Source organism: Neobacillus sp. MER 74 (assembly GCF_023714155.1).
Genome location: NZ_JAMAUV010000002.1, coordinates 374,188 through 391,014, shown reverse-complemented (window position 1 = coordinate 391,014; position 16,827 = coordinate 374,188). Strand labels below are relative to the sequence as shown.

Annotated in this window: 21 protein-coding genes; 15 read left to right on the top strand and 6 right to left on the bottom strand. The window is 37.1% G+C overall.

What is annotated here, in order from left to right; all coding sequences use genetic code 11:
• The first annotated feature begins 30 nt into the window (after nucleotides 1–30).
• Complete coding sequence (locus M3610_RS06370; protein ID WP_251457436.1) at nucleotides 31–1,008, top strand: F510_1955 family glycosylhydrolase; 978 nt, start codon at nucleotides 31–33, stop codon at nucleotides 1,006–1,008.
• Nucleotides 1,009–1,030: 22 nt separating this feature from the next.
• On the opposite strand, the gene sigK is transcribed toward M3610_RS06370, so the two are convergent.
• Together sigK and pssA are read right to left on the bottom strand one after the other, a co-directional pair.
• A complete protein-coding gene (sigK, locus tag M3610_RS06365; RefSeq protein ID WP_026563502.1) occupies nucleotides 1,031–1,744 on the bottom strand; it encodes an RNA polymerase sporulation sigma factor SigK in 714 nt (237 codons plus the stop codon).
• A 164-nt stretch (nucleotides 1,745–1,908) separates the two neighbouring features.
• Nucleotides 1,909–2,448, bottom strand: a complete 540-nt coding sequence (pssA, locus tag M3610_RS06360; RefSeq protein WP_026563503.1) for a CDP-diacylglycerol--serine O-phosphatidyltransferase — start codon at nucleotides 2,446–2,448, stop codon at nucleotides 1,909–1,911.
• Nucleotides 2,449–2,575: 127 nt separating this feature from the next.
• On the opposite strand from pssA, the gene M3610_RS06355 reads away from it, so the two are divergent.
• A complete protein-coding gene (locus M3610_RS06355) occupies nucleotides 2,576–3,355 on the top strand; it encodes a phosphatidylserine decarboxylase (protein WP_251457433.1) in 780 nt (259 codons plus the stop codon).
• A gap of 44 nt (nucleotides 3,356–3,399) precedes the next feature.
• On the opposite strand, the gene M3610_RS06350 is transcribed toward M3610_RS06355, so the two are convergent.
• Nucleotides 3,400–3,540, bottom strand: coding sequence for a sporulation histidine kinase inhibitor Sda (locus M3610_RS06350; protein ID WP_251457430.1), 141 nt, complete (start codon nucleotides 3,538–3,540; stop codon nucleotides 3,400–3,402).
• A 470-nt stretch (nucleotides 3,541–4,010) separates the two neighbouring features.
• Here M3610_RS06350 and M3610_RS06345 point away from each other — a divergent pair, with 470 nt between their 5' ends.
• Genes M3610_RS06345 through M3610_RS06310 form a run of 8 tightly spaced genes read left to right on the top strand, consistent with a single transcriptional unit; the run spans nucleotide 4,011 to nucleotide 9,060 of the window.
• A complete protein-coding gene (locus M3610_RS06345; protein ID WP_026563506.1) occupies nucleotides 4,011–4,526 on the top strand; it encodes a YqeG family HAD IIIA-type phosphatase in 516 nt (171 codons plus the stop codon).
• A gap of 3 nt (nucleotides 4,527–4,529) precedes the next feature.
• A complete protein-coding gene (yqeH, locus tag M3610_RS06340) occupies nucleotides 4,530–5,636 on the top strand; it encodes a ribosome biogenesis GTPase YqeH (protein WP_251457427.1) in 1,107 nt (368 codons plus the stop codon).
• Between the two features lie 32 nt (nucleotides 5,637–5,668).
• Nucleotides 5,669–6,508: a shikimate dehydrogenase gene (aroE, locus tag M3610_RS06335; protein WP_251457425.1), complete on the top strand. Its 840-nt coding sequence runs from the start codon at nucleotides 5,669–5,671 to the stop codon at nucleotides 6,506–6,508.
• A complete protein-coding gene (yhbY, locus tag M3610_RS06330; RefSeq protein ID WP_098575567.1) occupies nucleotides 6,502–6,792 on the top strand; it encodes a ribosome assembly RNA-binding protein YhbY in 291 nt (96 codons plus the stop codon). Before aroE ends, yhbY begins: the two co-directional genes overlap by 7 nt.
• A gap of 24 nt (nucleotides 6,793–6,816) precedes the next feature.
• Nucleotides 6,817–7,386 carry a nicotinate-nucleotide adenylyltransferase gene (locus tag M3610_RS06325; RefSeq protein WP_251457422.1) on the top strand — a complete coding sequence of 190 codons (570 nt, stop codon included), beginning with the start codon at nucleotides 6,817–6,819 and terminating at the stop codon, nucleotides 7,384–7,386.
• Nucleotides 7,376–7,942, top strand: coding sequence for a bis(5'-nucleosyl)-tetraphosphatase (symmetrical) YqeK (gene yqeK / locus M3610_RS06320; RefSeq protein ID WP_098575565.1), 567 nt, complete (start codon nucleotides 7,376–7,378; stop codon nucleotides 7,940–7,942). Before M3610_RS06325 ends, yqeK begins: the two co-directional genes overlap by 11 nt.
• Before the next feature lie 3 nt (nucleotides 7,943–7,945).
• On the top strand, nucleotides 7,946–8,302 hold the full coding sequence (rsfS, locus tag M3610_RS06315) for a ribosome silencing factor (protein ID WP_251457419.1): 357 nt from the start codon (nucleotides 7,946–7,948) through the stop codon (nucleotides 8,300–8,302).
• Complete coding sequence (locus M3610_RS06310; RefSeq protein WP_251457416.1) at nucleotides 8,299–9,060, top strand: class I SAM-dependent DNA methyltransferase; 762 nt, start codon at nucleotides 8,299–8,301, stop codon at nucleotides 9,058–9,060. The genes rsfS and M3610_RS06310 overlap by 4 nt, the downstream gene beginning before the upstream one ends.
• A gap of 55 nt (nucleotides 9,061–9,115) precedes the next feature.
• Here the strand turns inward: M3610_RS06310 and comER are convergent, their stop codons facing one another.
• A complete protein-coding gene (gene comER, locus M3610_RS06305) occupies nucleotides 9,116–9,940 on the bottom strand; it encodes a late competence protein ComER (RefSeq protein ID WP_251457413.1) in 825 nt (274 codons plus the stop codon).
• An 87-nt stretch (nucleotides 9,941–10,027) separates the two neighbouring features.
• Between comER and M3610_RS06300 the strand changes: the two genes are divergently transcribed.
• From M3610_RS06300 to M3610_RS06290, 3 genes are all read left to right on the top strand, one after another.
• Nucleotides 10,028–10,669: a helix-hairpin-helix domain-containing protein gene (locus M3610_RS06300; protein WP_251457410.1), complete on the top strand. Its 642-nt coding sequence runs from the start codon at nucleotides 10,028–10,030 to the stop codon at nucleotides 10,667–10,669.
• Nucleotides 10,670–10,743: 74 nt separating this feature from the next.
• Nucleotides 10,744–11,202 (top strand): ComE operon protein 2, encoded by a 459-nt coding sequence (locus tag M3610_RS06295; RefSeq protein WP_251457407.1) that lies wholly within the window; start codon nucleotides 10,744–10,746, stop codon nucleotides 11,200–11,202.
• Between the two features lie 79 nt (nucleotides 11,203–11,281).
• On the top strand, nucleotides 11,282–13,609 hold the full coding sequence (locus M3610_RS06290) for a DNA internalization-related competence protein ComEC/Rec2 (RefSeq protein WP_251457404.1): 2,328 nt from the start codon (nucleotides 11,282–11,284) through the stop codon (nucleotides 13,607–13,609).
• Between the two features lie 72 nt (nucleotides 13,610–13,681).
• On the opposite strand, the gene M3610_RS06285 is transcribed toward M3610_RS06290, so the two are convergent.
• The gene (locus M3610_RS06285; protein WP_026563518.1) at nucleotides 13,682–13,816 is read right to left on the bottom strand and encodes a YqzM family protein; all 135 of its coding nucleotides are present in this window, start codon (nucleotides 13,814–13,816) and stop codon (nucleotides 13,682–13,684) included.
• Nucleotides 13,817–14,120: 304 nt separating this feature from the next.
• Here M3610_RS06285 and holA point away from each other — a divergent pair, with 304 nt between their 5' ends.
• Nucleotides 14,121–15,137, top strand: a complete 1,017-nt coding sequence (gene holA, locus M3610_RS06280) for a DNA polymerase III subunit delta (RefSeq protein ID WP_251457401.1) — start codon at nucleotides 14,121–14,123, stop codon at nucleotides 15,135–15,137.
• 43 nt (nucleotides 15,138–15,180) lie between these two features.
• Here the strand turns inward: holA and rpsT are convergent, their stop codons facing one another.
• Complete coding sequence (gene rpsT, locus M3610_RS06275) at nucleotides 15,181–15,441, bottom strand: 30S ribosomal protein S20 (protein ID WP_098575557.1); 261 nt, start codon at nucleotides 15,439–15,441, stop codon at nucleotides 15,181–15,183.
• A gap of 211 nt (nucleotides 15,442–15,652) precedes the next feature.
• Here rpsT and gpr point away from each other — a divergent pair, with 211 nt between their 5' ends.
• The gene (gpr, locus tag M3610_RS06270) at nucleotides 15,653–16,777 is read left to right on the top strand and encodes a GPR endopeptidase (protein WP_251457398.1); all 1,125 of its coding nucleotides are present in this window, start codon (nucleotides 15,653–15,655) and stop codon (nucleotides 16,775–16,777) included.
• The last annotated feature ends 50 nt before the right edge of the window (nucleotides 16,778–16,827 follow it).

The window sequence follows — 16,827 nt, the reverse complement described above, 5'->3', positions numbered from 1 at the left end:
TACCTCATAGTTTAGTATGGAGGGAAAAAAGTGAAGAAAACAATGAAAGTCTTTCTTGCAATGTTGATTGGAACCATGTTGCTAGTGGCCTCAGGCTGCCAAGACACAAGCCAAGAACAAAAGCAGCGGCCACAACCAGAAAAGAAAGAAAAGGTCACCTATGATATTATTCAAGCAAAATCATTAAAAGTAGATCAGATTCTTGGTATTGGTTATCCAGGAAATGATTTTGCTTTATACGTTGCGACCGATAAGGGCTTAAAAATGTTTAACGGTTCAAATTGGTTTGAAACAACAACGAACCAACATGAATACTATAGTTTTCAAGCGGTAAGTACTGGTTTTATTGCAAGCGGACATCCGCAAAAAGGATCGGGATTAAAGGACCCGCTTGGTATCATTCAAAGTGTCAATAAAGGACAAACTATCAGTAAACTATCCTTCTACGGTCAATCGCTTTTTCATTTCATGGGGGCAAGTTATTCAGGAAAAGGTCTCTATGTTATTAAAGAAGACCAAAATGCAAAAACCTTAGGCCAAGGCCTGAACTATTCTAAGGATAATGGGAAGACGTGGAAAAATAGTACATTAAAGAATTTTAATGCGGATTCCTATGGGAGGATTGCCGTTCATCCGAAAAATGGGGATATCATCGCGATGCCGACACGGTCTGGTATTTATTATTCGACCGATAAGGGAAATACGATGAAACAAATTACCAATCCATTTATGGTTACGTCACTTACATTTAGCGGAGATTCAGTTTTATTTTCAAGTGTGGAAAATAAGAACATATTATTAAAAACGATTAATCCTGCAACCGGTGAACAAAAAAATATCGAGATTCCCTTCCTTGATTATGAAAATCCAATCACTTACTTAGCAGTTAATCCTCAAGATCCTAAGCAAATAGCTTTCACCACCATAAATAATGATATCTATGAATCGATAGATGGTGGAGTTAAATGGAATAATCCGATGCAGAATGGAAAAACAGAGCTGAAATAAACTTTCGGCTCTGTTTCATTTCTTATTTTTTCTTTTTTTCTTTCTCAGCCCGATAAAATTCATGGAACATTTTCATTAAGGCGCGTTTTTCAATTCTTGAGACATAGCTTCTTGATATGCCCAATTCTTTCGCAATTTCTCGTTGTGTTTTTTCCTTTTGCAGGTCTAGTCCGAAGCGTCCGACAATTACTTCTTTTTCTCGGTCATCGAGAACTTCAATGTATTTCTTTACTTTCTCAAGTTCCATGTTCAACTGAATTGTATCAATCACATCTTCGGATTCTGATTTTAGTACATCGATTAATGATATTTCGTTTCCTTCCTTATCTTGACCAATCGGATCATGTAAGGAAACATCTTTTTTTGTTTTTTTAAGGGCCCGTAAGTGCATCAAAATTTCGTTTTCAATACAACGTGCAGCATAGGTTGCTAGCTTAGTTCCTTTTCCTTCTGAGTAGCTCTCGATCGCTTTAATTAGCCCAATCGTTCCAATCGAAATTAAATCTTCCGAGTCTTCCCCTGTGTTTTCGAATTTCTTGACTATATGCGCGACCAGTCTCAAATTGTGTTCAATTAGCATATTACGCGCATGTGAATCCCCCTCTGCCATTAAGCGAAGATATTTTCTTTCTTCTGCAGCAGATAGGGGTTGAGGAAAGGCATTATTTTTAACATAGGAGACAAGGAATAAAAATTCTTTCATTAAATATCCGAGAGCTGTTAAGATTCCAGACATCCGCATCTACCCCCGTCTTTTTTGGCCATTTCGCCTATTATTAATTCCTATGAAGGAAAAGGGAAATTGTGTCTGTCCATAAACTTTTTTATTTGAGAGACATTTTTTTTTTGAAAATAAAAAACATCCATCGTCGGAGTGATGGATGCTTTAAGTTTCAATAATTAGACTTTTTTCAGTTTAAATGGACTTACCATAAGGAATGATAGAATGATGGTTATGAATAAGAATGATTGCGATGGAATATAAGGAATGGCCAAGTAGCTTAGAGTTGCCAAGCAACCTGCTGCAGTAATGGGTAAACCTGTAAAGTATCCATTGCTTTCCGATATATTGAAGCGTGCTAATCTGAAGGCACCACAACCAATGTAGAAAACGGTGAAAAATGAACCCGGTCCGCCAAATTCATGTAAAATTCCTTGATATAGTAATAGTGCAGGTGCTACACCAAATGATATAATATCACTCATGGAATCTAACTGTTTGCCTAATTCCGATTCGATATTAAACTTTCGTGCAACCATGCCATCAAAACGATCTGCCAAAGCCGCAATAAAAATTAACAGCAAGCTTAATCTTAGATTCCCATGAAGCCCGAATATAATTGCAAATCCGCCAAGCGATAAGTTTGTTAATGTGAGTACATTAGCTGTTTGGGATTTAAGTTTTTTTATTGTTTGATCAAGTACGTCCAACAAAAACATTCTCCACATCACTCCTTTTTTTAGCCAAAAGGGAAATCAAATTTGTTAATTTATTCTATATTATTTAATTTTAAGCGTTTTATGTCTTTTCGTAAAGAGTATTTTTACACTATTTGGGGGTAGTTCGATGATTCAAGGTCTTTATCGTTTCATGATTGAGTTAACCAATGGCAGGTGGACTTCAGTTATATTAAGAAGGTTTGCTCGTTCATCTGTCAGTCGTTTTATGATACCATCCTTCGCCAAGATTTATCACTTAAACTTAGAAGAAACGGAGAAGGATTTGTCAGACTATGCTACTCTTCATGATTTATTTGTTAGGACACTGAAAAAGGAAGCAAGAGTAATTGATAAAAACGAAGAAACAGTTGTTAGCCCTGTGGATGCAGTTATTGAAGATGTTGGCCCAATTACAGAAACAAGTGATATTCTGGTCAAGGGCAAGACGTATTCCATTAAAGAAATGCTCGGCGACCAAGAATTATTAGCCAAATATATACATGGTACATATATGATCCTTTATTTAAGCCCAAGTCATTATCATCGTATTCATAGTCCTGTTAATGGAGTCGTCACCAAGCAATGGACGCTGGGAGCTAAATCATATCCTGTCAATAAGCTGGGATTAAAATATGGGGTTCGAACGCTTGCCAAAAATTATCGGGTAATTACTGAAGTTAAAACAGATTACGGGCATGTAGCCATTGTTAAGGTAGGGGCAATGTTTGTTAATTCGATTGAAACCACCCACAAGGGATCCGAATTAGAAAAGGGCGGAGAATTAGCTTACTTTAGTTTCGGTTCAACGGTTGTCTTGTTATTCGAAAAAGATATTTTTCAAATCGATTCAACCATACATACCCCGAAGGACATTAAAGTGGGAGAGAAAATTGGGATTTTTAGATAGTACGAAAGAAAAATGGGCAAAAAGAAAAGCCCGATTAGGGCGGATTATGAAGACATTTTTATTTTATGGTATAAGGAACGTCGCAGCATTTCTGACTCGATTAGTCCAATAAATTCAGGACTAAGGTTTAATTCTCTTGCTTTAAAATACGATTCAATTAGTAATTCATCTGAAAGTTTTCGCACGGCAAATTCCACCTCCGATTTGCAAATAAAGTGTCCTATTATAGGAATGATAAACATAAAATGGTATGTTCAATGGTGTACCCTAAATCTACCAAATTTATTCCTATAGAACAATCGTTCCAATTATCCACATATTCTGGTGGATAACTTGTGATTACTTTGTTTATAAAATGATGAAAAGTGTATGATTCAATGGGTATAATGTTAATAACTTTATCCACAATATTTGGAAATGATGAAATTTGTCGAAAAATATTTTTAATCTTTTTATCAAGTGGATTTTTTTATTGCTGCAAGAAGAGATTCTACGGATGAACATGGAGAGATAAATTATTCATCATGCATTATCATGTTTTGATGAATAATAAGTTTAAAACTTCTTTTAATCTTTGAAACAAAAGTTAAAATTGGTTATGATGGTACATGTGAAAAAAATGAACGAATTTTGATGTCAATGAGGTGTTAACTTAGTGTTAAAACAATTTTTACCGAATGAGCATGTCAAAAGCATTCTTGATATATCTCCTGAGCAGTTAAGTGCCAAAGGAATAAAGGGGATCATTACGGATTTAGATAATACGTTAGTAGAGTGGGACCGTCCCTTTGCTACTCCTCAGTTAATTAAGTGGTTTGAGGAAATTAAAAGACACAATATCCTGGTGACAATTGTATCTAATAATAATGAAGAACGAGTCAAAGCTTTTTCTGATCCTTTGAAAATTCCGTTTATTTTTAGGGCGAGGAAGCCTTTTGCAGTCGCTTTTCATAAAGCAATTTCACAGATGGGAATAAAAAAGGAAGAGGCTGTAGTAATTGGAGATCAGTTACTAACAGATGTACTTGGCGGAAACCGGGGTGGATTTCATACTATCCTGGTTGTCCCTGTTGCGCAAACGGATGGCTTTTGGACAAAGTTTAACCGTTTTGCTGAAAGAAGGATTTTAAATTGGTTTCGAAAAAAAGGTATGCTTCAATGGGAGGATTAATGTGTGAGTGAACATCAACATATATGTATGGGTTGTGGAGTAAAAGTTCAAACCGATAACCCAGAGGAACTAGGATATGCACCAACATCAGCTTTGGAAAAGGACATGATTATCTGCCAGCGATGTTTTCGTCTTAAGCATTATAATGAAGTTCAAGATGTCAGCTTAACGGACGATGATTTCTTGAAAATATTAAATGAAATGGGTAAGTCAGATGCTTTAATTGTCATGATTGTCGATATTTTTGATTTTAATGGCAGCTGGCTCCCAGGGTTACACCGTTTTGTTGGAAGCAATAAAGTGCTTCTTGTCGGGAACAAGGTAGATTTGTTACCCAAATCTGTAAAACATAGCAAATTAATTCATTGGATGAAACACGAGGCAAAAGAACTTGGATTAAAGCCGGAAGATGTATTCCTTGTTAGTGCAGCGAAAGGGTTGTTTGTTCGAGAAACCGCGGCCGCCATTGATGAGCATCGAAACGGTAAAGACGTCTATGTTGTGGGTTGTACAAATGTTGGGAAATCTACCTTTATTAATCGAATTATTAAAGAGGTAACTGGTGAAACCGATGTAATTACCACATCTCATTTTCCAGGAACGACATTGGATATTATCAAAATTCCGCTCGATGATGAAAAGTCATTAATTGATTCTCCTGGTATTATAAACCATCATCAAATGGCGCATTTTGTTGATAAGCAGGATTTAAAAATTATTACCCCTAAAAAGGAAATCAAGCCTAAAGTATTTCAATTAAATGAAGGTCAGACTTTGTTCTTCGGCGGGTTGGCTCGCTTTGATTATATTAGCGGCGGCCGTAGGTCATTTGTTTGTTATGTCTCCAATGAATTAAATATTCATAGAACTAAAATGGAGAATGCCGATGAGCTTTATGAAAAACATGTGGGGGAAATGTTAACTCCGCCACGTATGAATCAAATCGATTCCTTTCCGGAACTTGTGAAACAGGAATTTACCATAAAAGAAGCAAAAACAGACATTGTATTCTCTGGGCTTGGATGGATTACTGTCAATGAGCCTGGTGCGAAGGTAGCTGCTTACGTGCCTAAAGGGGTACAAGCATTAATTCGGAAATCCTTAATATAAATAGACAATGCTTAATGGGTGGGGGGATACTGGTGAAGAAATTATATGCTGTTTTAGGGGATCCAATCGGACATTCAATGTCTCCGTTTATGCTTAACGATTTATTTTCCTTTTATAACATGGATTCCGTTTATTTACCATTTCATGTAAAGTCTGAGAATTTACAAGATGCTGTCAAGGGTTTAAAGGCAGTGGGTGTCGGTGGATTCAATGTAACTGTCCCACATAAAAGCAATATTATTCCCTTTTTGGATGGTATAGATGAATTGGCTGAAAATATCGGAGCGGTCAATACAGTTGTGAATGAGAATGGTCAATTAATTGGCTATAACACGGATGGTCCTGGTTTTTTAAAAGGATTAAATGCTATATTACCTAATTTAACAGGCCAAAAAGTTTTAATTATTGGAGCCGGCGGCGCAGCGAGAGCCATCTATTTTACCTTGGCAAAGGAAAACACTCAGAGATTAGACATTGCCAATCGTACAATGGATCGGGCTATTGGATTGATCAATGATTGCCCTTATTCCGTTGATTCTCGAGCGTGTTCTTTTGAAGAAGCCATTGAATCATTAGGTGAATATGATTTAATTATTCAAACAACATTGATCGGCATGTCTCCCAAAATTTATGAGCAGCCGATTGCAATAAATAATGTACGGAATCAGTCAGTCTTTTGTGATATCATATACAATCCACTTGAAACACAATTTTTAAAAGACGCACGTCAAAATGGAGCAAGAATCCAAAACGGAATAGATATGTTTGTTTATCAAGGTGCGCTAGCTTTTGAAAAATGGACAGGAATATTCCCGGATGTAGAAAGAATGAGAGATAATGTGTTAAAACAACTAGGAGGAAAAACATGTTAACAGGAAAGCAAAAAAGATTCTTACGTTCAATGGCCCACCACTTAGATCCTATTTTTCAAGTAGGTAAAGGGGGAGTAAATGAAAATATGATTAAGCAAATTGCTGATGCACTTGAAGCAAGAGAGCTTTTTAAAATCAGCGTCTTGCAAAATTGTGAAGAAGACAAAACCGTCGTTGCTGAGCAATTAGCAGAGGGTACAGGAGCAGAAATTGTGCAACTAATTGGTAACACGATAGTTCTCTATAAAGAGTCTGTAGAAAAGAAGACAATCAAGCTTCCATAATTGAATGTATAAGGAGACGAGCTCATGAAAAAGGTGGGGATATTGGGAGGAACCTTTGATCCTCCGCATTACGGACATCTTTTAATTGCAAATGAGGTTCTTTCCAGCCTTCATCTAGATGAAATTTGGTTTATGCCAAATCAAGAGCCTCCACATAAGAAAAAATCGGAATCGATATCAAATGAAGACCGCCGGCAAATGCTTGAATTAGCCATCAAAGGAAATGATGCTTTTCGAGTCGAAACGATTGAACTTCATAGAAAAGGCCCTTCTTATACAGTCGATACGATGAAAATGATCAATGCCCAGTATTCTGACCATCAATTTTTCTTTATTATTGGCGCTGATATGATAGAATACCTCCCAAAATGGCATAAAATTGAAGAGCTGATTAAACTGGTCCAATTTGTTGGAGTTGAGAGACCAGCATATAGCAGTCAAACTGAATACCCTGTCCTTTACGTAGATGTGCCAGCAATGGATGTATCATCGAGTATGATACGTGAGAGGGTAAAAAACAAACAGACCATTCGGTATCTATTGCCGGATTCGGTCATTCAATATATCGAGGAGAAGCATTTGTATGGAACGTGAAGCGGCCTTAGAACTTGTTAAGAAACAATTAACCGACCATCGTTATCAGCATACCTTAGGAGTAATGGAGACAGCAATCGTCCTTGCAAAGCAATATGGCGGGGATGAACAGAAAGCAGAATTAGCAGCCATTTTCCATGATTATGCAAAATTTCGGCCGAAAGAAGAAATGAAGGAAATTATCGCTAGTCAAGGATTCCCAGAGGATTTACTTCATTTTAATTCAGAATTGTGGCATGCCCCTGCTGGTACGTACTTGGTGGAAAAAGAAGCGGGCATAACCGACCCTGAAGTGTTAGATGCCATTCGTTATCATACATCAGGAAGACCAGGAATGACCCTTTTAGAAAAAATAATCTATTTGGCCGATTACATTGAACCTGGCCGTCATTTTCCAGGTGTGGATGAAGTAAGAGAAATGGCGAAAGAAAATTTAGATAAAGCATTAATTATGGCAATTAAAAATACAATTAGCTTTTTATTAAAAAAGAATCAAACGGTTTACCCTGATACATTCTATACGTACAATGACCTAATCGCGAAACTGGAGGATTGATTCATGGATAATTATGAACTACTAAAAATTGCCGTAAAGGCTGCGGATGACAAACGAGCGGAAGATATTCTTGCATTAAATATGAAGGGGATTTCCCTAATTGCAGATTATTTTATCATTTGTCATGGTAATTCAGATAAACAAGTACAAGCAATTGCAAGGGAAATAAAAGAAAAAGCGCAAGAGCAAGGATGTGAAGTAAAAAGAATAGAAGGCTTTGATGAAGCTAGATGGGTATTAATTGACCTTGGTGATGTCGTTGCCCATGTATTTCATCGTGACGAACGAAGCTATTATAAGTTGGAACGCTTATGGGGCGATGCACCAATGGAAGATATCCTTAGTGAGTTAAATACATGAGGTATCAACAATTCGCGTATCTTTATGATGAATTAATGAAGGATGCACCCTATGAGGAGTGGGTCGAATTCGTTAAAGATAGGTGCGTAAAATATCATGTTGAGGGCACTCGCTTCCTTGATTTAGCATGTGGCACGGGTGAATTATCTGTCCGTTTAGCCCAAGATGGTTTTCAGGTAACGGGTGTCGATTTATCTGAGGATATGCTAGCAGTGGCCCATGCAAAAGCTGAGGAAACAGGGCTAAGAATTCCATTTTTTCAACAGAGTATGACAGATTTGGAAGGACAGGCGGAGTTTGACGTCATTGGTATTTTGTGTGACTCGTTAAATTATCTCCAAACTGAGGACGAAGTTAGGGAAACTTTTTCAAACGTTTTTCAGCATTTGAGCACTAAGGGAATTTTCCTCTTTGATGTCCATTCCATTTATAAAATAGCTCATCTATTTATAAATCAAACATATGCTTCAAGTGAGGAAAATGTTTCCTTTATTTGGAATAGCTTTGCTGGAAAAAGTCTAAATAGTGTCGAGCATGAGCTGAGTTTCTTTGTTCTGGACGAACAGACCGGTAAGTATGACCGCTTTGATGAGCTTCATTTTCAACGTACATATACCATACAGCAATATTCAAACTGGTTAATTGAGGCCGGTTTTGAAGTCCTGGAAGTCAGCGCGGATTTTGAAAATACAGACCCTCACTCACAATCAGAACGAATCTTCTTTGTAGCAAGAAAACATAAAGAAAGCCATCTATAAAAAAAGATGGCTTTTTTATCATAATAAAAAAGGAATTTGTCAGTTCATGGCGAAATTAATAATTTGAGAATTGTGATTCGACTTTATCAAGGTCGTCTTTAAATTTTGCTTTTGTTGCCTGAAAGATATGTTCAAAAACATCCCCGAGTTCATTATCTAATACTTTTATTCCTTCACCTGTAATTCCGCCCTTAACACATACCTTATCTTGTAGTGACGGCAAGGTGTAATGCCCTTGCTTTAATAATTCACCTAGTCCGACAATCATTTCACTAGCCATCGTCGTTGCATCATTTTCATTAATTTCAGTCTCTTTAACTGCCGCATTAATGAAGCTTTGGAGTAGATAACTGAAAAATGCAGGACCACAACTTACGATATCAGAGGCAGCCCTCGTTATTTTTTCGTTGATATGGACTGGCACTCCAATTTTAGTAATTAATTCTTCGATCTTCCTCTTCCATCGCTCACTGCAATTTTCTCCATAGGTAATCAGTGTTACCCCAGATAAGGCCCGATTGGTAATACTTGGAATTACCCTTGCGACTGAACAGGAAACCTTTTTTTCAATTTGGCTTGTACTGATAGGACTCGTTATCGTGATCACACATTTTTTGGGACTTAACCGTGGTTTAATTTCATGTAAAATTTTATATACATCTAATGGTTTGACACAAACAAATACCAAGTCGGACTCAGCAGCTACTTCTCCTGGATTTGCCCCAACCTTTATTTCTTTATATTTATCTTTAAGCAACAAGGCTTTTGATTTTGTTCTGTTTGTAATGATCATAGAAGCAGGGGAAATGGCTTTTCCTTCAATCATGGCTTCTACCAACATGCTCCCCATATTACCAGTACCGATAATACCTATATTCATTGTTCCGACCCTCCTCACATGCAATTATTCTTTTATAACCATATGAAATCAGGTAGTGAAATATACCTTTAGAAAGGAAGGATCAAAGTGAAAGACTGGTTGATTGAACACAAGATTTCTGTTTTGCTGGGGGCTTTATTAACTTTAGGTGGTATTTATTATTTTTATGTTAGTGATTATGCAACCACTTCCCCCGTTAACACACTTAGTATGGAAGGTAAGGTTCAAGAGAATGTGGGGGAAGGAGGAAGTACCCAATCCGACAACCAACCTGAACTACCAGAAAAAATTATGGTAGATGTGAAAGGACAAATTAAACAGCCTGGAGTTTATCAAGCAAATACGGGTGAAAGAGTGATTGATGTTATTAGCCGGGCTGGTGGTTTAACGGATAAAGCAGACCAAGGCATGGTGAATTTTGCCGAACACGTCAAGGATGAAATGATCATTTACATACCCGCAAAGGGAGAGGAGGGTCTTTCTTCACCTATTACCTCATCAGGTAACCCAGCTTCGTCAGTTGGTAGTCAAAATGAAGCAAAAATTAACATTAATAAGGCAGATGAAACAGAACTGCAGAATCTTCCTGGCATCGGTCCAGCTAAGGCAGCGGCCATCATCGAATATAGGAATACAAGCGGCCCATTCAAAACGGTTGAAGATTTAAAAAATATCAGCGGGATTGGGGACAAAACGTTTGAAAAATTAAAGGATTTGATTGCTATATAAAAAATCTTTATTTGACCAAAAAGGACAAGCACTATTACACTAATAGAGAACGATCAAAAAAGGGAGTGGGAGAAGTGGAGAGAATTTCTTGGGATCAATATTTTATGGCACAAAGCCATTTGCTCGCACTTAGAAGCACATGTACCAGGTTGACCGTGGGTGCAACCATCGTTAGAGATAAACGAATAATTGCCGGGGGATACAATGGTTCCATAGCTGGCGGTGACCATTGTATTGATAAGGGGTGTTTTGTAATTGACAATCATTGTGTCAGAACGGTCCACGCAGAAATGAATGCATTACTGCAGTGTGCTAAATTTGGTGTTCCAACCGCTGACGCTGAAATTTATGTCACCCATTTCCCGTGTCTACAATGCTGTAAAGCAATTATTCAAGCGGGAATTAAAACCGTTTATTACGCAGAGGATTACAAAAATCATCCATATGCAATTGACCTTTTTAAACAGGCAAATGTTACAATTGAAAAGGTTGCTTTAAACGAGTCAGTAATGAATTTACGGGTGGTTAAATAATAATTTTTTCAAATGGACGCCGGTTATGTGCCGGCCTCCCTAAATCTAAATATATGAAATTCTAAATGGAGAAAATCGAATGAATGGAAAATATCTTTATTTTGCCATTGCTGCTTTATTTGGTGTATTATCTGCGCTCTATAAGTTCTTTCCTTTTTTCTTATTACAAGTCTTTTTTCTTTATCTTCTATATATATACAAACGATTTTCCGCCTTGCGACTAACTAGTATCACCATTTGTTTCTTGATATTCTTTTTTATTGGCCTTCATTCTAATTCAATAAATAAATCGGTTATCCCCGCTCCTACAACAACATTTACGCTTCAATATACTCAAGACCCCAAAATTGATGGCGATCTTTTACAAGTGCAAGCAATCGAACAACGCTACAAGGAGAGGGTCTTAATTCGTTACAACATTTCATCTGAGCAGGAAAAAATGAATTTAAAAACAGAAATGTTTTATCAAAGATTATGTACCGTATCTGGTACCTTAGAAAAACCGGCGACCGCCAAAAATCCTAATTCGTTTAATTACCGAGCTTATTTAATGAGGAAGAACATTTATTGGATAATGGAAGTACAAGTAAATCCGCTTCAACATTGCATTCCGCTGAAACCATCTCCGTTAGTGATCATCAAACAACTGCGTTATACAGGAATTAACTACCTCGAGTCGCACTTTCCCGTGGAAATTGCTTCCCTTTCAGCTGCATTAATTTTTGGCGACACAAATTTATTTGACCCAGATGTATTATCAGCTTATCAAAAAACGGGTCTTGTCCATTTACTTGCAATCTCTGGTCTCCATGTCTCCTTATTAATCACGATGGTTTTTTATCTTGGGGTCCGCTTCGGACTTACGAGACAGTTCATGATTAATTTCCTTCTAATGATCCTTCCAATCTATGTGATATTAACTGGTAGTTCGCCCTCTGTTATTCGCTCAGGACTAATGATTTTTGTTGTCTTACTTACTGTGAAGTGGCGCACTCGACTGAAGTTACTCCCACTTGATGCCATTAGTTTGGCTTTTATTGCTTATTTAATAGTTAGTCCAATGGTGGTTTTTGATGCTGGCTTTCAACTATCTTTTGCAGTGAGTCTAGTCATCATTTTATCTGCTAATAGTATTCTTACAGATTATGCTAATCATTTAACACGGATGCTTGCGACTTCATTAGTTGCTCAATTAGGGGCACTGCCATTCTTGCTGTATCATTATTTTGAGGTTTCATTAATTGGCATTATCGCCAATTTGGTCTATATTCCGCTCTTTTCATTTCTATATCTACCGGGATTATATCTTTTGTTTTTTATTCAGTTTATTTTCGGAACAACTCCACCATTTCTTACTAAATTCTTTTTAATCATGATTACTGTCGCTAATCACCTTATTGAATATCTCGCCGATTTTACTTTCTTCCATTTTACTCCCGGGAGACCCAATTTGATTTTACTCATCACTTATATTTTACTGCTGCTTGCTATTTTTTATCTTTGGGAGTCAAAAACCTATCCCAAAAGAAAGGCTTTCCTGATTTTTTTAAGTATCATGTTGGTAATTTCACAAAAAAGTTGGAACTGGTTATCCCCATACGGGGAAGTAACAATGATTGATGTTGGTCAAGGGGATAGTATCTTAATTCATTTCCCACATTCAAAAGGGACCTATCTCATTGATACAGGTGGAACCATGCACTTTGCTGAAGAAAAATGGCGAGAACGTGCAGAACCCTTTGAAGTGGGAAGGGATGTAGTTGTTCCATTTTTAAAAGGAAAGGGAATAACGCAAATTGATAAACTAATTTTAACGCATGGGGATATGGATCATATTGGGGGGACAGTTTCAATTATAAAAGAGCTTAAAGTTAAACAAATCATAATGCCTGCTGTGGTTGAACCATCGAGTACTGAACTTGATATTATTAAGGAGGCCAAAAAATTAAATATTCCAGTCATAAAAGTTTCGGACGGCGATCAGTGGACAAATGAAGAAAATGGCTTTTTTATTGTGTCGCCAGAAAAGAATTATAAGGGAGAAAGAAATGGAGGATCCATTGCTTTTATTGCTCAATTAGGAGGTGTAAGTTGGTTTTTCGGAGGAGATCTAGATCAAGCAGGGGAAGAGAAAATCATACGTCAATATCCTCATTTACATATTGATGTGTTAAAAGCTGGTCACCATGGCAGTAAAACTTCAAGTGCAGATACTTTTATTAACCAAATAAAACCAAAAGTCGCCCTCATTTCAGCAGGTGAAAATAACCGCTTTGGTCATCCCCATCAAGAGGTGCTTAAACGGTTAGAAAAAACAAATACGATTATTTTTCGTACAGATCTACAGGGGGCAATCACCTATAAATTTTATCATCAAAAAGGAACCTTTTACCCGTATTTACCATAGGATAAAGCATCTTAATAATTAAAAAAGACTGCATCATTGCAGCCTTCTACCTTACACATATGTAGCCAATCATTACGAACCGATTACCTTAATGACTGTTGCAACAATAAACATTATGGCAAAAAAACCAAAAGAAACCCCAAATCCTACCCCTGAATCAATTGCGTCGTTTCGTTTACTTTGCACATCTTTTTCAAATTCATTCACAGTCTACCCCTCCTATTTCACAATATAGTATAAGTCATTCTCGAAAAAAAATCCAGCATACATCAAATTGCTTTCCACAACTGACAAGAGTTGTCAAAATAGTAAGACGGATAAACGGCTAAACTATATTTACTTAAGGAACTCCGCCAGACAATAGAATATCCTAGGGCTTCTATTGCGGGCGTTCATTATAGATAGGGAATTAGCACTTTTTAAATAAGGGCTAATTCCCTTTAAAATGCTTGTCAAAATGGCCAAGCTTCTTTACCATAGGTATGAATGGAAAGAAGGGGAGCGCTGAAACATGGTAATGGATAGTTGGAAAAAAATCAAACAAAAGGAATTTGCTCCTATTTATTTATTGTTTGGAACTGAGTCTTTTTTAATTAATGAAACAAAGGAATTACTACTCAATCATATTTTAACCGAAGAAGAGAAGGATTTTAATTTTGCTAGTTATGATTTAGAGGAAACGCCAATCGAGGTGGCCATCGAAGATGCTGAAACCTTTCCTTTTTTAGGAGAAAAAAAAGTTATCTTTTTACATAATCCTGTTTTTTTAACAGCAGAAAAGTCCAAGGATAAGGCGGTACATAATTTATCCAGGTTCGAAATGTATTTGAAAGAGCCTTCGCCTTATTCGGTGTTGGTAATTTCCGCGCCGTACGAAAAGTTAGATGAACGGAAGAAAATAACAAAGGAATTAAAAAGAAATGCTGAAGTTGTTGAGGCAAAAAAGTTAAATGAACATGACTTAAAGAACTGGGTTAAGGGCAGGGCCAAGAACAGCGGGATTGAATTCGAGCCAGATGCAATCGACCAGTTATTGGCATTAGTTGGAACAAATATGTTTATGATAACCAGTGAAGTAGATAAATTGGCTTTATACGCAGCAGGTGAAAAAAGAATAGACATAGGACTAGTAGAGAAATTAGTTGCACGCTCGCTTGAGCAGAATATTTTTACACTCATTGAAAAAGTAGTCCAGCGAAAACTTGATGAAGCGTTAAGGATTTATTACGATTTGCTAAAACAAAATGAAGAACCGATAAAGATTTTGGCCTTGCTTGCAGGGCAATTTAGATTGATTTACCAAGTAAAGGAATTATCGAGGAGAGGGTATGGGCAGCAGCAAATTGCTGGTTACTTAAGAACGCATCCTTTCCGTGTTAAGTTGGCACTCGGACAAGCAAATAAATTTACGGATGAAGAATTGGCTCATTTAATCGACCTTCTTGCTGAAGCGGATTACCAAATGAAAACCGGTGGAATGAATAAATCTTTATTGATTGAAATGTTTCTATTTCATTTAAAGAAATAAAAAAAACGATTCCTTTAGAAGGGAATCGTTTTTTTTCTCTAAATTAAAGAGCGTTAGTCTTCTTCATTAGACGAGATTTTTTACGAGCAGCAGCATTTTTGTGGATAAGACCTTTTGCAGCAGCCTTGTCTAATTTACTAGCAGCAGCAGCAAATACTTCTTTAGCAGCAGCACCGTCGTTAGTAGAAATTGCAGCTTCTACTTTCTTAACAGCAGTACGCATTGCAGATTTCGCAGTTGTATTTTGAGCGTTACGAGCTTCACTTGTTTTTACACGCTTAATAGCAGATTTAATATTAGGCATTACTTTCACCTCCTACAAAGAATCGAGACTATATGAACTCGACTTAACATTCCTAAGAAATAATTCAGAACATGAAATATTTTATCAAATGGAAGGCTATAATGCAATACTGTTTTCGAAGAAGAATATCATTTGCATGAATTAAGATGGTAAGGGCAAAAATAGGAAATAGTTTCTAGACTTTTGAAAGATTTGATGGGAGTGAATATTAATGGATGAGTCAATTGACTTGAGTCAATATTCTGTTCGAACGGATTTGGCGATTGAAGCAAGAGAGATGGTCCTTACACAGCAAAAAGGGTCAGTCGGGCAAGAGAAAGATCTTTCGCAAATTGAAGGCGTGATTATTAAGGAAAAAGATGTGGATGACATAAAAGTGTCCTTGGTCGAAGTAACCGAAAAAGGGGCCGACCAGCTAGGGAAAAAACCTGGTCGATATTTAACTGTTGAGGTACAAGGGATTCGCCAGCAAAACACAGAGGTACAGCAAAAGGTGGAGGGAATTTTTGCTAGAGAGTTCTCCTACTTTTTGGAGGGGTCTGGGATCAAAAAAACGGATTCATGTCTTGTGGTGGGGCTAGGCAATTGGAATGTGACCCCAGATGCCCTAGGACCGATGGTGTGTGAAAATTTACTGGTCACCCGTCATCTGTTTCAGTTACAGCCGGAAAATGTAGAAGAAGGCTTCAGGTCCGTTAGTGCCCTTTCACCAGGTGTAATGGGATTAACGGGGATTGAAACAAGCGATATTATTTTTGGTGTAGTGGAAAAAACAAAACCTGATTTTGTTATTGCTATTGACGCACTTGCATCTCGTTCGATTGAACGAGTTAATTCAACTATCCAAATTTCCGATACAGGTATACACCCTGGCTCGGGGGTAGGTAATAAGAGAAAAGAATTGAGTAAAGAAACCTTAGGAATACCTGTTATTGCAATTGGGGTTCCGACCGTGGTAGACGCTGTATCCATTACTAGTGATACCATTGATTTTATACTAAAGCATTTTGGAAAAGAGCTTAAGGAGGGCAATCGTCCTTCAAGAGCGCTCGCACCTGCAGGCATGAGTTTCGGTGAAAAGCGAAAGTTGACTGAAGAAGACTTACCTGAAGAAAAGCACCGTAAGACCTTTCTTGGAATGATTGGGACATTAGAAGATGAGGAGAAAAGGAAATTAATTTATGAAGTTTTATCGCCAATTGGTCATAATCTAATGGTTACTCCTAAGGAAGTTGATGTTTTTATTGAAGACATGGCCAATCTAATTGCCAATGGTTTAAATTCTTCACTTCATGGTGCTGTTGATCAAGGTAATGCTGGCTACTATACAAAATAAAGGATGATGAGAGGCATTTTTCAAATCTATTTATTTGAAAGGATGCCTCT